Below are 17,467 nucleotides of genomic sequence, written 5' to 3'. Positions count from 1 at the left end.
CTGATCTATATCCTCTTTATAGCTTATTCTAAATCTCTATCTATAACCTCCGCTGTATCTCTTACCTTATCCCTTATTCTGAATCCCCGCCTACGTCTTATACCGGGCTGCTAAACTCCACGTATGAATTCCGCGATGCTCAGCTTGCTGCCTGTCCGCGCACTCTCCAGTGCGCCAAGCACCATAGCCATGCTGTAGCGGTTGTCCCGGCAATCCGTCTCAGCCGGCCGGCCCTCGGCAAGCGAACGGAACATCTCATCGAGACAGCCGTGGTGGAAGGTCTCTGCCATCTCCACCTCTGCCCCCTCTACCCGTACATATTCATGGAGGAAGGGCCCGGATTCCTGATGGTCCGCAATCACTTCGGCATACGGCATGTCCCGGCCATCCCAGATGGCTGCGCCCCGTTCACCCTGTATCCGCCAGGAAGCCTCCCAGGATGTAGGCGCGCCTTCTGCGCACCAGGAGCCCTGATAACAGAATACAGAGCCATCCGACATCTCAAAAATACACACCGCCGCCGCATTCCCTTCATACCAGGACCCGGGCGGATTGAACTCCTGGCAGTATACGCTTACAGGATCAGCACCGCTAATATAGCGGGCCTGATCGAAGGTATGGATCGCCATATCCAGCAGCAGCGGGCTGTCCATCGCATCCCGGAAGCCGCCGAAATGCGGTGCCAGAAAGAAGTTGGCGCCTAAGTAGCCAGTCCGGCCTATGGTCCCTGACGTTATTAAGTCCCGCAAGGAGCGGATACGCGGATCATACCGGCGGTTCTGCATTACCGCATGGCTCTTCCCGGTACGTCCGGCGATACTAACGATCTCATTGCACTCTGCCATCGTCTCTGCCAGCGGCTTCTCGCTGAAGACATGACACCCTGCTTCAAGCGCCGTACTGGCAATGCTGAAGTGGCTGGAAGGCACCGTCACATCGAATACCAGATTAGCTGCCGTAGCGGCAAGAGCCTGAGACACCTCGGTAAATACCGGGCAGGTAAGCCCGTGTTTCTTCGCCATGGCCTGAGCGGATTCCGGCCGAAGATCCACAAGGGCTACGATCTCTATTTCAGCATGTTTCAGTGCATAGCTGATCCATTCATTAGCCATTCCCCCGCAGCCCGCCACAACTACACGATACTCTGCCGTCATAGGTTGTTCCTCCTGTTTATACCGGATTGGGCACGAAGCTGCCGCCCCGGCAGGTTTTGAGATAATTCAGTGCGTGCACCTGCCCGGTCATCTCCAGGTCGTCACGGTAGACGGGGTCATGCCAGCCTTCAATATCAATAGTACCCTTGTACCCGGCTTGACGGAGAATCGAGATGACATCGGTCCAGTTCGTATCTCCGAAGCCGGGCGTCCGGTGCCACACATACGGCTGAGGTCCGTGGATTCCGTATTCCTTAACAATATCCCAGGCGATGGTTGCATCTTTACCATGGACATGGAAGATCTTGTCCGTCCATTTGCGCAGCTGCGGAATCGGATCAATCAGCTGCACCATCTGGTGGCAGGGCTCCCATTCCAGACCCAGATTATCGGCGTTCACTGCGTTGAACATTTTCTCCCAGGCTGTAGGGTTATGGGCAATATTCCAGTCTCCCGTCCGCCAGTTGCCGTCCATCGAACAATTCTCAAATGCGATCTTGACACCCCGCTCCGCCGCTCTTCTGGACAATTCACCGAACACCTCCGCGAACTTCGGAATCGACTCATCTATCGAAACCCCAGGCAGACGCCCGGTGAAGCCGGACACCAGATCGGTACCGAACAAATGGGCATGATCAATCAGCCGCTCCCAGCTTGCAAGCGTATCCGAATTGTCGCCTGTACCTGTAAGCGGATTCCCGAATATGCCGACAGAAGAAATTGTGAAATCATGCTCCGCAGCCAATTCACGCACCCGTGCCGCAGTTTCTGTGAGATCTATAGCACCCGTTGTCTGCCAGAAGGTCAGGCTGAAGGATTCAAATCCATGACCTACAATCTGTGGAATGACTCTAACCGCATCCCCGCCTCCAACCAGTGTTCCGATTCTTAGTGTATTCTGCATCTTGTATACCACTCCAATATTGGTTTATAGTTAATTCAACATTCCAAGTATATCCCTCATTTCGGGCAAAATCTCTACTTATCTTGTGCTAAACTAGCTGAATCTTGCGGGAGTTGAATCCACTCATGACCTATCCGAAAGAACTGAAGGAATATCCTAAGCTCGAAGAGAAAACGTATCCGTTCCGCTTGTTCTTCAATACCTTCCGGGACCTGAAGCCTGAGCAGAATATCCTGTTCCTGCACTGGCATGAGCATTTCGAGATTATCGTGATGCGCGAAGGACAAGCCACCTTCCATGTGAACAGCAAACCCTATGAAGCCGGACCCGGTGACGTCCTTATCGTACCTTCCGGAGGGCTTCATGTCGGCTATAGCCGGTATAGCGGCGACCTATCCTATGTTTCTATTGTGTTCCACGCCTCTCTGTTCAAGGACCGGAACCAGGATTCCCAGCATGAGCAATTTGTGGCACCGTATCTCCATAATCTCAATCAGTTCCCGGTGATGCCCGCCGCACAGAATCCGGAATGCGCAGCCTATTATCCTTTACTGGAGCGGGTGATTCATGAAGTGGAGACGAAGGAGCCGGCTTTTCAGCTTGTGGTCAAAAATCAACTGCACCTGTTCTTCACCCTGCTGTCCCGGAGCTTCCCGGCCCGGCAGCGGAATGAGCGGGAGCAGAGTGAACGCCATTCGGTCCACCGTGAACGCTTCAAGCCGCTGCTGGAACACCTGGAGAACCATGCGGATCAGAAATTATCCATTGAAGCTGCTGCCAGGTTCGTTAACCTGAACCCTTTTCATTTCTGCAAAACCTTCAAGAAGCTGACCGGCCGGACCTTCATTGATTATATGAATTTCTGCAGAATGGATGAGGCCCAGCGGCTGCTGCTGGAGACGGACTTGACCATTACCGAGATCTCAGGCCGGGTCGGCTGCGATAATCCGAATTACTTCACCAAGCTGTACAAGCAGTACAAGGGCCTTACCCCTTCCCAGGCACGAAAACAGGCCTAATCTGACGCGGCGCCCCCAGTCCCATTGTGTTCGGTTTTCCGATTATATTTGGCCGTTGTGCCTTTGCATTCCAGCCACAGCAAACACCGCCAGCCACAAAGCAGCCGGCGGTGTTTCCCTGTCTTGCTTTACATTTCGGATATTGGAACCCAGCGCCGCTGCTCAATCGAACGTTCTACAGCTTCCAGGACCGCCTGGCATTTCACGCCGTCCCTGAAGTTCGGCTCCGGCTGACGTCCTTCAGCGATGGCATTGGACAGCTCCAGCATCTCATGAATGAATGTATGCTCGAAGCCGATGGTATGACCCGGCGGCCACCAGGCCTCTGCATAGTCATGGGACGGATCGGTCGCAAGCACCCGGCGGAAGCCCTGCACATCCTCGTCATCCGAGGTCAGATAGACCTCCAGCTCATTCATCCGCTCGAAATCAAATTTCACACTGCCCAGACTGCCGTTAATCTCAAAAGAATTCGTGGACCGGTGTCCGGCAGCAAAACGTGTAGCCTCAAAGCTGCCCAGGGCACCGTTTGCAAAACGGGCCAGGAACAATGTCGCATCGTCCACGGTTACCGGACCACGGGGAGCATCCTTGCCTGCCTTGGCACTCAGACCTGTCATTTCCGTGGCCAGCGGCCGTTCCTTGACGAAGGTCTCGCTCATGCCGATGACCTCCTGCACATCCCCTACCAGGAAATGAGCCAGATCAATCAGATGCGCCCCCAGATCGCCATGCGATCCCGAGCCTGCAATCTCTTTCTGCAGCCGCCAGACGAGCGGGAATTCCGGGTCAAGAATCCAGTCCTGCAGGAACCAGGCACGGAAATGATAGATTGTACCCAGACGCCCGCTCTCGATCAGCCGTTTGGCCAGTCTGACAGCCGGGGAGAACCGGTAGTTGAAGCCGATCATATGAGCGATTCCCGCTTCTTCTGCGGCCTCCAGCATTTCACGGGAATCCTCCAGATTCAGGGCCAGCGGCTTCTCACAAAAAATATGCTTGCCTGCCGCCGCGGCTGCAAGAGCTATCTCTTTATGGGCATTGCTCGGCGCGTTGATATCGACCAGATCAATATCGTCACGCCCGATCAGCTCTTTCCAGTCGGTTACACTCTCCGACCAGCCAAGCTGTGCTGCTGCCTCTGTAACCGCTTCCTCATTGCGTCCGCAGATGACCGACATGTGCGGCTTAACTGCCTTCGGGAAGAACATCGGCAGGCTGCGGTAAGCATTGCTGTGGGCCTTGCCCATGAATTTATAACCTATCATTCCAATGCGTAGCTGTTCCATTTGGTGCCTCCTCTACTTAATTCACTGCTGCATGTACACGCATACATTTTCTCATCCCGGCCGCCCTCCGTCAAATCACTTCTTTTCTTACAGCCGGCTCCATCCTACAGGTCCTCCCGCAAAACGAAAGAACGCCCCTTCTGCCAACCGGCAGCAAGGGACGTTCCTCGTCTATAGCGATATCATTATCAGTTAACTGCCCATGTTGTAGAACTTAGCGAGCCCGCCCTCTGAAGTTTCACGGTACCTGCTGTTCATATCCAGGCCAGTTTCGTACATGGTCTGTACAACCAGATCAAAGGATATTTTACGGGTACCAGACAAGAACTTAGCCAGACTCAGCGCATTGATCGCCCGCATCGCCCCCACAGCATTCCGCTCAATGCAAGGGATCTGAACCAATCCGTTAATAGGATCACAGGTTAACCCCAAGTGATGCTCCATGGCAACCTCCGCCGCATACTCAATCTGGCCGATCTCCATCCCGGACAGCTCAGCCAGCGCTGCCGCTGCCATAGAGCAAGCCGTGCCCACCTCCGCCTGGCAGCCGCACTGAGCACCGCTGATCGAGGCGTTCTGCTTGACCAGATTGCCAATGAGCCCGCCTACGGCCAGCGCCCGGAGAATCTGTTCGTCCGGGACTTGCAGCTTCTCCTGCATATAACGGAGCGAGGCGGGTACAACACCGCAGGCCCCGCAGGTTGGAGCCGTTACGACTGTGCCGGCGGCGGCATTCTGTTCGTTGACGGCGAAAGCGTACGCACTGACGATCCGGTTCTCCCTCGTCTCCGGGCTCTCATCCGTATCCCGCTGATGATACAGATATTTCGCCTTTCGTTCGACATTCAGACCGCCCTCCAGAATACCTGTGACAGACAGCCCTTCGTCGATCGAACGCTTCATCGCTTCCCAAATTCCTTGGAGGAAATCCCAGATCTGTTTGCCTTCACGCTGCTCAACGTAATCGCTTAAGCGGATATGATTCGCTTTACAAAAGGTACTGATCTCAGCAAAGCTGTTCTCCGGGTAGACATCAGGTCCCCGCACCTCCTCCCGCCCTTCAATAACGATATCCCCGCCGCCGATGCTTAGAACACGCATGGATGCGGTTTGCTGCCCTTCTCTGTAAGCGAACAAGTCCATCGTATTGGGATGCGGCAGAACAAAATCAGCCTGCGGAACAAATTCAACCTCCGCCGGAACGGGTGAAAGTGCTCTAAGAATAGCCTTGTCCGTCAAATGGCCTTTGCCTGTTTTGGCAAGGGAACCATAGATCAACGCCTTGAACTCATCTGCGTCTTCATTCTCTGATTTGAAGATCCCGGCCGCCTTCTCCGGCCCCATAGTATGGGAGCTGGACGGTCCGCTGCCAATTTTAAATAGCTCAGTCAACGATCTCATAGCACCCTTATCCCCTTTCTGGCTATTGCTCATTCCTCTGAAAACGTTCCTTAAGCTTCATCAGCCGCTCATGAATCCCTTCTTCATCAATAGCCATGTCAACCAATTGGTGAGTAAGCTGAAGACCCTGATTCTCTGCAAAAGCTTGTTTCCACGGGTGCGACACTATCGAATGCGTAAGATGTCTTGTAGAGCGGGGTGCCTGCATGATCATTTCTGCCAGCTCCCATGCCCGTGGAAGAAGCTGTTCACGAGGCAGGACCTCACTGACCAGACCGAGATCTAATGCCTCTTGAGCATTAATGTTCAAGCCCGTGTATGCATAGTATGCCGCTTTCTTGGTTCCCAGTATCCTTTGAAGTGCCAGGACGATTCCGTCTCCAGGCGGAACACCGCCCAGATAATGGGCATCGAAGAACGCCGTGTCTTCCGCACAGATGGTAATATCACAAAGCGTTCCCAGCTGCCAGTGTGCACCAGTGCCATTAACCGCCCCAATCGTGGGGATGTCGATGCACTGAACCATATTTTCAATCATTCTAAGTGATTCATGGTACATTTCCAGCTTCCGGCGATTCGGCCAATCCATGAATTTCGTATTCCAGACTTCAGGATTGCCGGTCTGCCATAACTCTCCTGTCCCTGTAAGAATCATGACCTCATTCTCAGGATCACGGCCAATATCTGACCATACGTGACCATATGCGGCTTGGACCGGCCAGTCGAATTGTAAAGGTCCCCCGTCAGTGTGCATACGCACTTCTAGGATGCCGCGGCGGCGGGTCATGAGGAATAAGTCCTTGTACTTCTCCGAGTATTCTTCGAGCCGGGTAGGTCCCGTCATCTTTCTATTGAACATCGTTGCCCATAAGGCGTCCCTGCATTTTCTTCAGCCGCTCCAGTGCTCCTTCTTCATCAATAGCCATGTCGTACATCTGGTGGGCAAGCTGGAATCCCTGATCGGCGACCAGAGCCTGCTTCCATGGCCGGGAGATAATGGAGTGAGACAGATGTCTCGTTGAACGCGGTGCCTGCATGATCATCTCCGCGAGCTCCCAAGCGCGTGGAAGAAGCTGCTCACGGGACAGAACTTCACTGACAATACCCAGATCCAAGGCGGTCTGACCGTTGATATTCTTACCGGTGTATGCGTAGTAGGCTGCTTTTTTGAAACCGATCATGTTCTGCAGTGTTAGCAGCATTCCATCTCCTGGAGGCGTGCCTCCCAGATAATGCGGATCGAAAAAGTCCGCGTCTTCCGTGCAAATGGTAATATCGCAGAGCGTTGCGAGTTCACAGTGCGTTCCCGGCCCGTTGACCGCCCCGATGGTCGGAATGTCAATGCAGAAGATCAGATTTTCAAGCAGTCTCAGTGATTCATGATACTGTTCGAGCTTCTTTTGCTTCGGCCAGTCCATGAATTTCGTATTCCAGACCTCAGGATCGCCAATCAGCCATTTATCCCCGGTTCCCGTAATAATCATGACTTCGTTCTCAGGGTCACGGCCAATATCTGACCAGGCATGAGACCAGGCGGTATGGGCTTCCCAATTGTGCTTGTACGAACCTCCGTCGGTGTGCAGCCGCACTTCGATGATTCCGTCACGGCGGGTCATTAACAGGAATTCCTTGTATTTCTCCGAGTACTCTTCAAATTTGGTGGGTCCAATCATACGTCTCTCTGTCATTGTAATTCCTCCTAAGTTTGGTTTTGAGCTTAACTGTTACTTTCAAGCCAATCTCTGGCAAAAGCTGCATAAGCCGCAGCCCCTCTATGAAGCACCTCATCCGAGAACATTGTCTTAGGATGGTGTACAGGGTAACTATAACCATCTTCGATATTGCCTGCATTAAGAAACACTGTGGTACTTGGCACCGCATGTGAGACAAAGGCGAAGTCTTCCGAGCCCATTAATTTGCCGCCGGGTACCAGCTCAGTTATACCAATGTAGGAACCGTCACCAAAGGTATTTGCAACCGAAACCCTCATTTGCTCATTAAGCCCGCCATCCGTTTTCACTTCAGGACAGCCTCTTGTATAGATCACTTCCACCTTGGCCTGAAAAGTTTCTCCGATCCCTGCGCTAATTTCACGGATTCGGGTCTCCACTTTATCCCGCAATAGGGTGTTAAATGTGCGCACACTGCCTTTCAATCTGGCCGTATCGGGAATCACATTGTTTGTACTTCCGCCTTCCATCACGCCGATGGTAAGTACTGCATTATCAATCGGCGAAATTTCCCGGCTGAGGATACCCTGCAGCGCCAGATGAAGATGAGCAGCCACATTTAAGGGGTCCACTGCGGCCTCGGGCATTGCGCCATGTGAGCCCCTTCCGCGGATGATGATTTCGAACCAATCCGAAGAAGCAGAGATCGCTCCACCTTCCTCAGGCACTACAAATTGTCCGATAGGAAGTGGCATTCCGGTCAACACGTGAAGCATCATGGCTGCATCCACTTTAGGATTGTCGAGAATCCCATTTTCAAGCATCATTTTTGCCCCGTGCAGCGTCTCTTCACCCGGCTGAAACATAAGCTTAACCGTCCCGCGAAGCTGCTCTTCGTTAGCCTTCAGGATCTCCGCCGCTCCCAGCAGCATGGAAGTATGCATGTCATGACCGCAAGCATGCATGTTCCCGTTCAACGACGCGTATGCAAGCTCCGTTTCCTCTGAAATCGGCAAAGCGTCCATATCTGCACGGAGAAGAACCACCTTCCCGCCATGCTGTCCGCCAATGGTAACCGTTAGCCCTGATTCCCCTACGGGAGCGGGCTTAAGCCCCATCGACTCCAACACCTCTTTTACGTAAGCAGTTGTCCTGGGCAAACTTAAATCAAGCTCCGGAATCGCATGAAGATGATGCCTGTACATGACCAATTTGTCCTGCAGCTGATGAGCCATACTCAAATCGTCTCCAGCTTCTTCAATCACAATGAACATCTCCCGTAACACAAATTGAATGAATGTAAATACAGAGTTTAAATAGCCCCCTTCATATTTATGACTTTTAATATTTTAAGACTTTTTAAGAACACTTTCATCATACTTTTGAATTTATTCGCTGTCAAGAGATTATTAGACATTTTAAGAACATCATTTCAAGGGCTGCCGGAACGTTGTAATATCACATTTATTGTGATATAACTCTTTTGATTGCATTGTCTTTTGAAAGGAATATACTATGAAAATCAAGCTGGGTATTATCACGCCGGAGAGCCATATGGATTATTTCCGCGCCATTGAAGAAGAAATGCGGCCCATATGCCAGTTCCGGTTCCTTACCATCAGCACCTTCGGACAAACAACAGACCTGTATCTGCAGAACTTAGATTCGGTGGATGGATTTGTGGTCAGCGGCAGAATGCTTTATGAGTCAATAGATAAGGATTGCCTGGATGAGAAGGTCCCTATTCACATTTTGCAGGATAATGAGAACCTTCTGTATAGAGAGCTTTTCCGGCTGCTGGTCACTGAACCAGGGCTTGATATATCAAGGATCTATGTGGATTATGCGTATGTTATTGATTCCTTCAGTGAATTCCAGCAATACCTGACTCATGAAGGGAAGCCCGTTGACAGCGGAGATCTGTTCGAACGGGTGGAGACCATGCTGGAGAACCATATCACGCTGTGGGAGGACAAGAAGATTGATCTGTCCATTACGGCGTTCGGCCACTTTGTTCCAGAGCTCCAAAAGCACGGAGTCAGATATATCTTGATCCGGCCCACTTTGGAAGATGTTAAAGAGACCCTAAGCGAGATCATCAACGAGATTACCATCCGCAAGCTTAAGAACCAGCGGGCCGTTGTCGCATACTTATCGGTCCACAATGAGCAGCCACCATCTGAAGAGCTGCTTCAAGAGCTGAAAGCCCTGGTTGGCAGGTTTCTGCATAGCGTGAATCTGGCTGACACGGCTCAAATCTCAGATGGCCATGTCAAACTATACACCACCTACGGACATTTCATGAGAATCACCTCTAACGCGCATAACTGCACCCTGCTGGAGTATCTGGAAGGATTCATAAGTGACAAGGTGAAGATCGGATGGGGCTCGGGGCACGAGTATTTTCAGGCTAACGTCAACGCCACCAAGGCCCACCGGCAGGCGGAAGCCTTTACGGGCAGCTGCAGCTTTTTTATTAACGAGGATCAGCAGGTTATCGGCCCCATGCGGAGCATGAATGTCATCCAGTTCTCTGAACAGGGGGACCCGGAAATTATCGCATTGGCCAAAAATATTGGAATAAACAACATCAATTTGCAGAAAATCATGTCCTATGCGGAAATGATGAGAACCAATAAATTATCCTCTGAGGATGTTGCCGGGTGTCTGTCCATTACCGTCAAAGGTGCAAACCGTATCCTTAACAAAATTGAAGAAAAAAAATACGTCCAAACCGTATTTGAAAAACGTGACAACAGTAAAGGCCGGCCGAAAAAATACTACGAGCTGTTGTTTCTCGACAAAGAAGGGCGTAAATTAAGCACAGAAAAATAAAGTATTAGACTGTCAATGCTTCACGGGCAGTTTAATGCAATAGTTTGTTACACTTGGTGAACCATGTTAATATTGAATTGCTTTAATTTATCCATTGAGGGAGAGCTCAATCATGATCATCAAATTCATTCGTTTAAGATAATGATAGGTGCAGCTGACATAGCCCAGCTTTTTAATTAAAAGTCCTGGGTTTATTTGTCTGCACCTTTTTTCATTCATCATTTACGAATGGAAGGGTGATTTTTGTGTTTATTAAAAGGAAAAGAGTAATCAGCGCTGAGAGAATCGAGAAATTTCAGGAGATATTTATCTGCCCGCTATGTAAAAAACAGATGCAACTGGTCGATTTGAAAAGTTTAGTGTGTGAAAATCAGCATTGTTTTGATATAGCCAAGTGTGGATATCTCAACCTATCCTCTCGGGCCAGCAATACTAAATATGATCAGAAGATATTTGATAACCGAAGAGCGGTCAGCCAAAGCGGTTTATTTAATCCTTTACACGCTGTGATAAGTGAAATTATGATGAGTGAACTTCAGAGCGATGAACCTTTGAGTATACTGGATGCAGGTTGTGGAGAAGGCTCACATTTAAATCGTATACAAGTAGAAATGCAAAAGAAAAAATCAAATCCTCTCTTGGCTGTAGGAATCGATATTTCAAAAGAAGGAATTAGTTCTGCAGCAGCTGAATATTCAAATGCGATATGGTGTGTCGCGGACATTGCAAACTGTCCATTTGCAAATCAGCAGTTTAATTACATTGTTAATATCCTTTCTCCGGCAAATTATTCGGAATTCAAGAGAATGATTATGGATCAAGGTATGGTAATTAAAGTTGTTCCTGAACAGGATCACTTAAAAGAAATAAGAGAAGTTTTGCATGAGGGGTCAAATAAACAGGTTTATTCTAATGGACCTATAATCAATTATTTCAATAAACAGTTCAAGCTGCTAGACATTGTAAGCATTCGATATCCAGCAAGTCTGAATGAGTCCTTAATTGATCCGTTGCTCGGTATGACGCCTTTATCTTGGGGGGTGTCCAGTTATCGTAAAAAGAAAATCCAAAAGATGAATCTGAAACAAGTCACTATGGACTTCAAAATCTTGATTGGTAAAAAACAATAACGTAAAATTTCATTAAACGGGAAACGTTAGCTGAACGACTACAGCGGCAGTCTAAGACTTTGTTTATCAAGTCTTAGACTGCCGCTGCTTTTATTTTCACCGAACAGCTGGATTTATCAAGTCAAATCCCTTCCTGGCCGGACGACCAATTCTGCACATGCTGCAGGAACCGCCTCGTTGCAGGAGAAGCATATTTCATCGACTTGACCGCAATGCCAAGAGAACGGAAGCTGCGCTCCTCCAGCTCCAGCATCGCCACATGCTCATGCTGGAACCGGGTGACCAGCTCCGGGAGGATGCTGATGCCCAGGCCTTTTTCAACCATTGCGATTATGGCATAGTCATCCCCTGCCGAGAACTTGATGTTCGGCTTAATTCCCGCCTTCTCCAGCACCCGCTGCACATCATAGTCCGAGCCGGGCCTCGGAATGATGAAATCCTCGTAGGCGATCTGGGCCAGCGGCATATACGGGGCTGTGCTCAGCGGGTGGTCCAGGGGAAGAATCGCCAGCATCCGGTCCTGCTTAAGCGGAAACACCTCGAATTTCTCCCGGGTAGGCAGCGAGAGGAAGCCGCAATCAGCCACTCCGGCCTCAATCCACTGCTCAATCTCGAGATACCCTCCCTCCATCAGCTTGAACTCAATGTAAGGGTACTCTTTGCGGAACTGTTTGATCATGTCCGGCAGCCAGTGAACGGATACGCTTGTGAAGGTGCCTATCGTAATTGTCCCTGTCTCCAGACCGTGAATATCTGCGACCTGCTGCTTCAGCTGTTCATTCCAGTTAAGGATTTCACGGATTGGCTGGAGCACCTGCTCCCCGTTCACCGTCAGCTTCACACCGGAACGATTCCGCACCAGCAGCGGGAAGCCGAATTCGTTCTCCAGACTGCTGATCGTATGGCTGATGCCGGATTGGGTGAAGCCCAGCACTTCGGCGGCTTTGGTCAGACTGCCCAATTCTACTACTTTGAGGAACACTTCATACTTGATCAGACTCATGCCTGAACCTCCGCTCATTACATGAGATATACTCATGTATCCTATGATAAACATTCAGTTACCTTATGTATTCGAGCGTATTATACTATACTCACTTGAAATAAAGAAGGATGATGGATGAATGAAGCCGCTAAAGGCCGAGCTGATGCTCATGGCAGTAACCCTGTTCTGGGGTTCCTCCTACCTGTTCATGAAGATGGGACTTGGCACACTGGGAGAATTCAATCTGATTGCACTGCGTTTCGGGCTTGCTTTTGTACTGGCGGCTCTGCTGTTCCGTAAACGGCTGCGCAGCGTGGATGCCAGAACAATGAAATACGGGGCCTTGCTCGGCTTTCTGCTGCTTGGGGTGTTTACCTGTATTACCTTTGGACTGAAGACCACTACGACCTCGAATGCCGGGTTCCTGGTCGCCTTGACCGTTGTGTTTGTCCCCTTGCTGGAGGTTCTGATCTTCAAAAAAAGAGTCGCACCCCCGCAGATCTTCGGTGCGACCCTCGCTATTTGCGGCATCGGGCTGCTCACCCTGAACGGCTCGCTGCAGGTCCGGCCCGGCGATCTCCTCTGCATTCTGTCCGCTGTATTCTACGCTGTACAGATTCTTGTGACAGGCCGGGCTGTTGAGTCCAGTGACTCGCTGAACATCGGCATCCTGCAGCTGGGCTTCGCCGGAGGGTATGCCTTCATTCTGTCGGCTATCTTCGAGACCCCTTCGCTGCCGTCCACCCTTCCGGGCTGGACCGCGATTCTGGCCCTGGGGATCTTTTGCAGCGCCTGCGGCTTCATCCTGCAGCCTGTTGCCCAGAAGTACACAACACCGACACGTACAGGTCTGATCTTCGCCCTGGAGCCGGTATTTGCTGCCTTCTTCGGTTACTGGTTCGTACATGAGCAGCTCTCGCTTCAGGGCTATGCCGGTGCGGCTCTTGTACTGCTGGGTATTCTAGCCTCCGAGCTGCTCGGCAGAATCCATATCGCCCCGCCTGCAAGAATGCTCAAGAAACGGCGGGCTGGCTTATAATGGTGTGCAACCTATACATTCTAGAGTAAAGGGCTGGTACAACCCAGCCCCTCCTCATCAAACCGTACGTGAGGTTTTCCCTCATACGGCTTTCCGATGTTTGTCATTCATGGGCATGCAGATTACAATAGCGTTTTTAGTCCACACTTATTGACCATATACTTGACCTCCGGGAATGAACTCATCCATCTCCTCCGTTGTCTCTTCTTCGCATACCACCGCGTAAATCGCTGCAGGATATACCAATCCAGCTTGGCTAATCTCTTTTGGCTGTAGTTCGTGTAGTAATAATTTCTCCATCCCTGTATCTTTGGATTGAGCCATTCCACGTGTTCCACGAACGATTTCCAGCGCATGCCGGGCGGTGCTAATCGGTCTTTGACCACGCCTCGGATACGTTCCTCTGCCTTCTTCGTTAGCCACTGCTGGGTGGTATAGTACACCTTCCCTTGAGAAGTTTCTGCTTTCGTTTTTCGGTGGTGCATTCCTAAGAAGTCGAAGCCTTCGTCTCCTGTCCACAGACCTACAATGCGGGTTTTGGTCGGATGCAGCGTGAGTTCTAGACGTTCCATAATGGTGCGGATGAGTTCATACGCATGTTCTGCATCCTTTTTGGTTTTACAGACCACGACGAAGTCGTCTGCATACCTCGTCAGTTCTCCCAGTCCACTTCCGTGTTTTTCCCATAACCGGTCAAAGTAGTTCAAATAGATATTCGCCAGCAGTGGCGAGATGACACCACCTTGGGGTGTCCCTAGATCGGAGCGCCGTACCTTTCCTTCTTCCATTATTCCCGCATGAAGCCACTTCCGTATGAGCTTCAGAATCCGTCTGTCATTGATACGCATCTGTACCAATTTCATGAGTTTCTCTTGATTGATATGGTCGAAGTAACCTTGGATATCGACGTCGACTACCCAATTTCCTTTGCGGTTGCAGGCTTTCCGGATTCGCTCCAGCGCTCCTTTGGCACTTCGTTTTGGACGAAATCCGAAGGAGACTTCTTTAAAATCGGCTTCAAAGATGGGTTCAATCACCAGTTTGGTTGCCATTTGTAAGACACGGTCCCGTACGGTAGGGATGCCTAGCGGTCTTGGCTTCCCATCTTTCTTCGGGATATAGTGCCGCCGAACCGGCTGCGGATGGTAGCTGCCTTCTTTCAATTCTTGCTCACAGCTTTTGAGAAATCTCGTCACTCCTTGTTTCTCGATTTCAGCGAGCGTTACGGCATCCACTCCCGCAGCTCCCTTATTCGCTTTCACCCGTTTCCAGGCTTCGCATAGCACATCCCACCGGTAGACTTTGTCGTACAAGGCGTGGAATTTACGCTTGTTGTTCTCCTTGGCCGCATGACCTAGCTTTTCTTGGAGTTCTTGAACTTTTTCCTTGGGTGTCGTTAGCCGTTTGGCATTCACTCACTCGTACCTCCTCCAAAAGCGTAAACAAAGCAGGGCTCCTTCCCTCCCTAAGGTTATGTTGTCCTTAGGTTCTTCGGTACTACGAGCCCCTCGGACTCCCTTCCCACAGACGGTTCACTTCGTCTTCTGGACTTATAGAGCGCCTCTTTACGGGTTCCTAAAAAAAAAATTCCGTGTGGGGGAGGGTCTCCCCAGTTCACTGCATTATCTTTCAATCCATGCCGTTCCCTATACGCCGGAGGGTTCTTCACTGTTGTTCCAAGTTCTGCACAGCTTCCTTGGCCTTCGTCCATAATAGCGGGACTCGGCTCCCTCTGTTCCCCTTTGCAGGGCCTTTTTGACGACGCGGCAGGATTCACTTGATGTTGCGGCCTGAATTGTTGCTCGCCCGGTCTCTGACCAGTACTTTTGTCGATGCGCTTTTACACACAGATTTCGCCATGTGCAAGCATCCTAGCTACAAAGGTAGCTTGGTCCCTCCTTTGGTTGGACTTTCACCAACTAGATAATGCGTGCCTCTGGGCACGCCTATTTGCAAAAAGGGCTGTCCCAAACGCCATGAAATGGCTGCTTGGGGCAGCCCCTTTGCTTTTGAGTAAGATCGACCTAAGCCCTTGGGTGGACGCTGCGTCCAACTGCCTCCCAAAATAAAATTTGCCTTAAAGTGCACTTTAAGGTTTAGGATGAGGAAGAACCAGCCGATTCCGCCCTGAAAATAACCGATAAGGAGTGATCCGGCCAATGGCATTCACGATCAAAGAAGCTTCAGAGCGGCTGGGTTGCCAGGCTCATACGATTCGCTTTTACGAGAAAGAGGGATTGCTCCCTTATATTAAGCGGGATAAGAACGGGAACCGGCTGTTCGAACAAGATCACCTGGATTGGATACAGTTGATGACATGTTTCCGGGCGACAGGGATGAAGCTGTCCTTGCTGAAGGAGATGGTGAATCTTGCGCTGGATGGTGATTCTACGATTCCACAGCGCAAAGCGATCTTGAACCAGTACAAGGAAGATCTATTCCGCCGCCAGAACGAATTGGCCGAAGCGCTAGATGCCGTCAATAACAAGCTGTCGATATACGAAGACATCGAGAAAGGGAGAATCCCTTCCGAGAGCCAGTTGTTAATCAAGCTGGAGGAGTCAGAGCGGCAACAAACACAGAAGGAGGGATTAACAAATGCAGCAAAGAACCTTGGGCAATAGCAATATCCTCGTCTCTTCGATCGGACTGGGAATTATGGGAATGTCCCCAGGCGTTTACGGGGAGACGAACGACGACCAGTCGATCCAAACCATCCATCGTGCTCTGGACATAGGCGTCGCGATGTTCGATACTGCAGATGTGTACGGGAACGGACATAACGAACAGCTGCTCGGCCGTGCTCTTCAAGGGCGCCGCGGGCAAGCCATTATCGCCACCAAGTTCTCGTACACTCCCAATTACGGGAGCATCAGTGGCCATCCTGATTACGTGAAGACAGCGGTGGAGGATAGCCTTCGGCGTTTGAATACGGATTATATTGATCTTTACTACCAACACCGCGTCGATCCACAAATCCCGATAGAGGAGACGGTCGGAGCGATGGCAGACTTGGTTAAGGCAGGCAAAGTCCGGGCGCTCGGCCTGTCCGAGGCTTCCGCTTCCACCATTCGCCGCGCTCATGCCGTGTACCCGATCTCTGTGCTAGAGAGCGAGTATTCGCTCTGGAGCCGTGACATCGAAGAGGAGATCCTTCCGGCCGTAAGAGAGCTGGGGATTACTCATGTGGCCTACAGTCCACTGAGCAGGGGCTTTATCTCCGGCGAGCTTCGCACTTTCGAGGATCTTGCCGCAGACGATCTTCGCAGATGGATGCCGCGGTTCCAAGGAGACAACTTCCGGAAGAACATTGAAGTTGTTGACAAGATTCAGGAGATCGCAATGGAGAAGAACTGTACCCCCTCCCAATTGGCCATTGCCTGGACGATTGCTGGCGGGGCGCTGCCTATCCCGGGTACGAAGCGTATCCAGTACCTGGAGGAAAATGCGGCCGCGGTGGATATCCTTCTCACGAAGGAGGACCTCGAACGAATCGATCAGGTCAGCCCCAAGAATGCCGTTCACGGCACACGTTATATGAAAGAACAGATGACGCTGCTGGGCGGCTAGACTAGAAGCAGAAGCAAGCAGCAAGGAGCAACAAGTGGAAATGGCATTGCCGTCCTTTTATAATGTAGGAACCTCTGCGTTCCAGAGAACTCGTATGGCTACCTCCACTGTACCCATCTGCCCATTTCCGGGGCATCCGGCCTACGAACTAGCACATTGTATTCGGTTTTCTGTGAAAATACGTCTGGCACTGCGATAAACGCACGGCCTACGCGGCGTACCCAGTCCAATTGTGTTCGGTTTTCCGATTACATTTGGCTTACGTGGCGTACCCAATCCAATTGTGTTCGGTTTTCCGATTACATTCGGCTTAAGCCGCGCACCCAGTCCAAATGTATTCGGTTTTCCGATTACATTTGGCTTACGCGGCGCTACCAGTCCAAATGTATTCGGTTTTCCGATTACATTTGGCTTACGTGGCGTACCCAGTCCAATTGTGTTCGGTTTTCCGATTACATTCGGCTTAAGCCG

The 17,467-nt window shown here is 50.8% G+C and carries 15 protein-coding genes; 6 read left to right on the top strand and 9 right to left on the bottom strand.

The genetic code is table 11. The annotated features are described in order from the left end of the window. Positions 1-110: 110 nt before the first annotated feature. Entirely contained in the window at positions 111-1,154 is a 1,044-nt protein-coding gene (locus KDC22_RS15610) for a Gfo/Idh/MocA family protein (RefSeq protein ID WP_211723718.1), read from the bottom strand. Between the two features lie 16 nt (positions 1,155-1,170). Next, positions 1,171-2,058, bottom strand: a complete 888-nt coding sequence (locus KDC22_RS15605; RefSeq protein WP_173127071.1) for a sugar phosphate isomerase/epimerase family protein — start codon at positions 2,056-2,058, stop codon at positions 1,171-1,173. A 125-nt stretch (positions 2,059-2,183) separates the two neighbouring features. On the opposite strand from KDC22_RS15605, the gene KDC22_RS15600 reads away from it, so the two are divergent. Continuing rightward, positions 2,184-3,077 (top strand): AraC family transcriptional regulator, encoded by an 894-nt coding sequence (locus KDC22_RS15600; protein ID WP_211723717.1) that lies wholly within the window; start codon positions 2,184-2,186, stop codon positions 3,075-3,077. A gap of 128 nt (positions 3,078-3,205) precedes the next feature. Here KDC22_RS15600 and KDC22_RS15595 read toward each other — a convergent pair whose 3' ends face one another. The 5 genes from KDC22_RS15595 to KDC22_RS15575 form a co-directional block, all read right to left on the bottom strand. Beyond that, positions 3,206-4,366 carry a Gfo/Idh/MocA family protein gene (locus tag KDC22_RS15595; RefSeq protein ID WP_211723716.1) on the bottom strand — a complete coding sequence of 387 codons (1,161 nt, stop codon included), beginning with the start codon at positions 4,364-4,366 and terminating at the stop codon, positions 3,206-3,208. Between the two features lie 192 nt (positions 4,367-4,558). Further along, on the bottom strand, positions 4,559-5,767 hold the full coding sequence (locus KDC22_RS15590) for an L-serine ammonia-lyase (protein WP_173127061.1): 1,209 nt from the start codon (positions 5,765-5,767) through the stop codon (positions 4,559-4,561). A gap of 22 nt (positions 5,768-5,789) precedes the next feature. Beyond that, positions 5,790-6,626 carry an enoyl-CoA hydratase/isomerase family protein gene (locus KDC22_RS15585; RefSeq protein ID WP_211723715.1) on the bottom strand — a complete coding sequence of 279 codons (837 nt, stop codon included), beginning with the start codon at positions 6,624-6,626 and terminating at the stop codon, positions 5,790-5,792. Next, positions 6,616-7,455 carry an enoyl-CoA hydratase/isomerase family protein gene (locus KDC22_RS15580; protein WP_173127057.1) on the bottom strand — a complete coding sequence of 280 codons (840 nt, stop codon included), beginning with the start codon at positions 7,453-7,455 and terminating at the stop codon, positions 6,616-6,618. The genes KDC22_RS15585 and KDC22_RS15580 overlap by 11 nt, the downstream gene beginning before the upstream one ends. A 29-nt stretch (positions 7,456-7,484) precedes the next feature. Further along, positions 7,485-8,711, bottom strand: coding sequence for a M20 metallopeptidase family protein (locus tag KDC22_RS15575; protein WP_246553600.1), 1,227 nt, complete (start codon positions 8,709-8,711; stop codon positions 7,485-7,487). Between the two features lie 241 nt (positions 8,712-8,952). Between KDC22_RS15575 and KDC22_RS15570 the strand changes: the two genes are divergently transcribed. After that, positions 8,953-10,272 carry a transcriptional regulator gene (locus KDC22_RS15570; protein ID WP_211723713.1) on the top strand — a complete coding sequence of 440 codons (1,320 nt, stop codon included), beginning with the start codon at positions 8,953-8,955 and terminating at the stop codon, positions 10,270-10,272. Between the two features lie 236 nt (positions 10,273-10,508). Beyond that, positions 10,509-11,402: a putative RNA methyltransferase gene (locus KDC22_RS15565; protein WP_343222017.1), complete on the top strand. Its 894-nt coding sequence runs from the start codon at positions 10,509-10,511 to the stop codon at positions 11,400-11,402. 121 nt (positions 11,403-11,523) lie between these two features. Here KDC22_RS15565 and KDC22_RS15560 read toward each other — a convergent pair whose 3' ends face one another. Then, positions 11,524-12,405, bottom strand: coding sequence for a LysR family transcriptional regulator (locus tag KDC22_RS15560; RefSeq protein WP_211723711.1), 882 nt, complete (start codon positions 12,403-12,405; stop codon positions 11,524-11,526). A gap of 121 nt (positions 12,406-12,526) precedes the next feature. Here KDC22_RS15560 and KDC22_RS15555 point away from each other — a divergent pair, with 121 nt between their 5' ends. Continuing rightward, the gene (locus tag KDC22_RS15555) at positions 12,527-13,426 is read left to right on the top strand and encodes a DMT family transporter (protein ID WP_211723710.1); all 900 of its coding nucleotides are present in this window, start codon (positions 12,527-12,529) and stop codon (positions 13,424-13,426) included. Positions 13,427-13,548: 122 nt separating this feature from the next. Here the strand turns inward: KDC22_RS15555 and ltrA are convergent, their stop codons facing one another. After that, positions 13,549-14,841 carry a group II intron reverse transcriptase/maturase gene (gene ltrA / locus KDC22_RS15550; protein ID WP_211720874.1) on the bottom strand — a complete coding sequence of 431 codons (1,293 nt, stop codon included), beginning with the start codon at positions 14,839-14,841 and terminating at the stop codon, positions 13,549-13,551. 744 nt (positions 14,842-15,585) lie between these two features. On the opposite strand from ltrA, the gene KDC22_RS15545 reads away from it, so the two are divergent. Together KDC22_RS15545 and KDC22_RS15540 are read left to right on the top strand one after the other, a co-directional pair. Next, positions 15,586-16,050, top strand: a complete 465-nt coding sequence (locus tag KDC22_RS15545) for a MerR family transcriptional regulator (RefSeq protein WP_211723709.1) — start codon at positions 15,586-15,588, stop codon at positions 16,048-16,050. Further along, positions 16,025-16,996 (top strand): aldo/keto reductase, encoded by a 972-nt coding sequence (locus KDC22_RS15540; RefSeq protein ID WP_211723708.1) that lies wholly within the window; start codon positions 16,025-16,027, stop codon positions 16,994-16,996. Before KDC22_RS15545 ends, KDC22_RS15540 begins: the two co-directional genes overlap by 26 nt. The last annotated feature ends 471 nt before the right edge of the window (positions 16,997-17,467 follow it).

The sequence above is a fragment of the Paenibacillus tritici genome (genome assembly GCF_018207515.1).
Classification (GTDB): domain Bacteria; phylum Bacillota; class Bacilli; order Paenibacillales; family Paenibacillaceae; genus Paenibacillus_AQ; species Paenibacillus_AQ tritici.
Note: the sequence above shows the minus strand (reverse complement) of the source record. Positions and strands in the feature narration are given on the sequence as shown.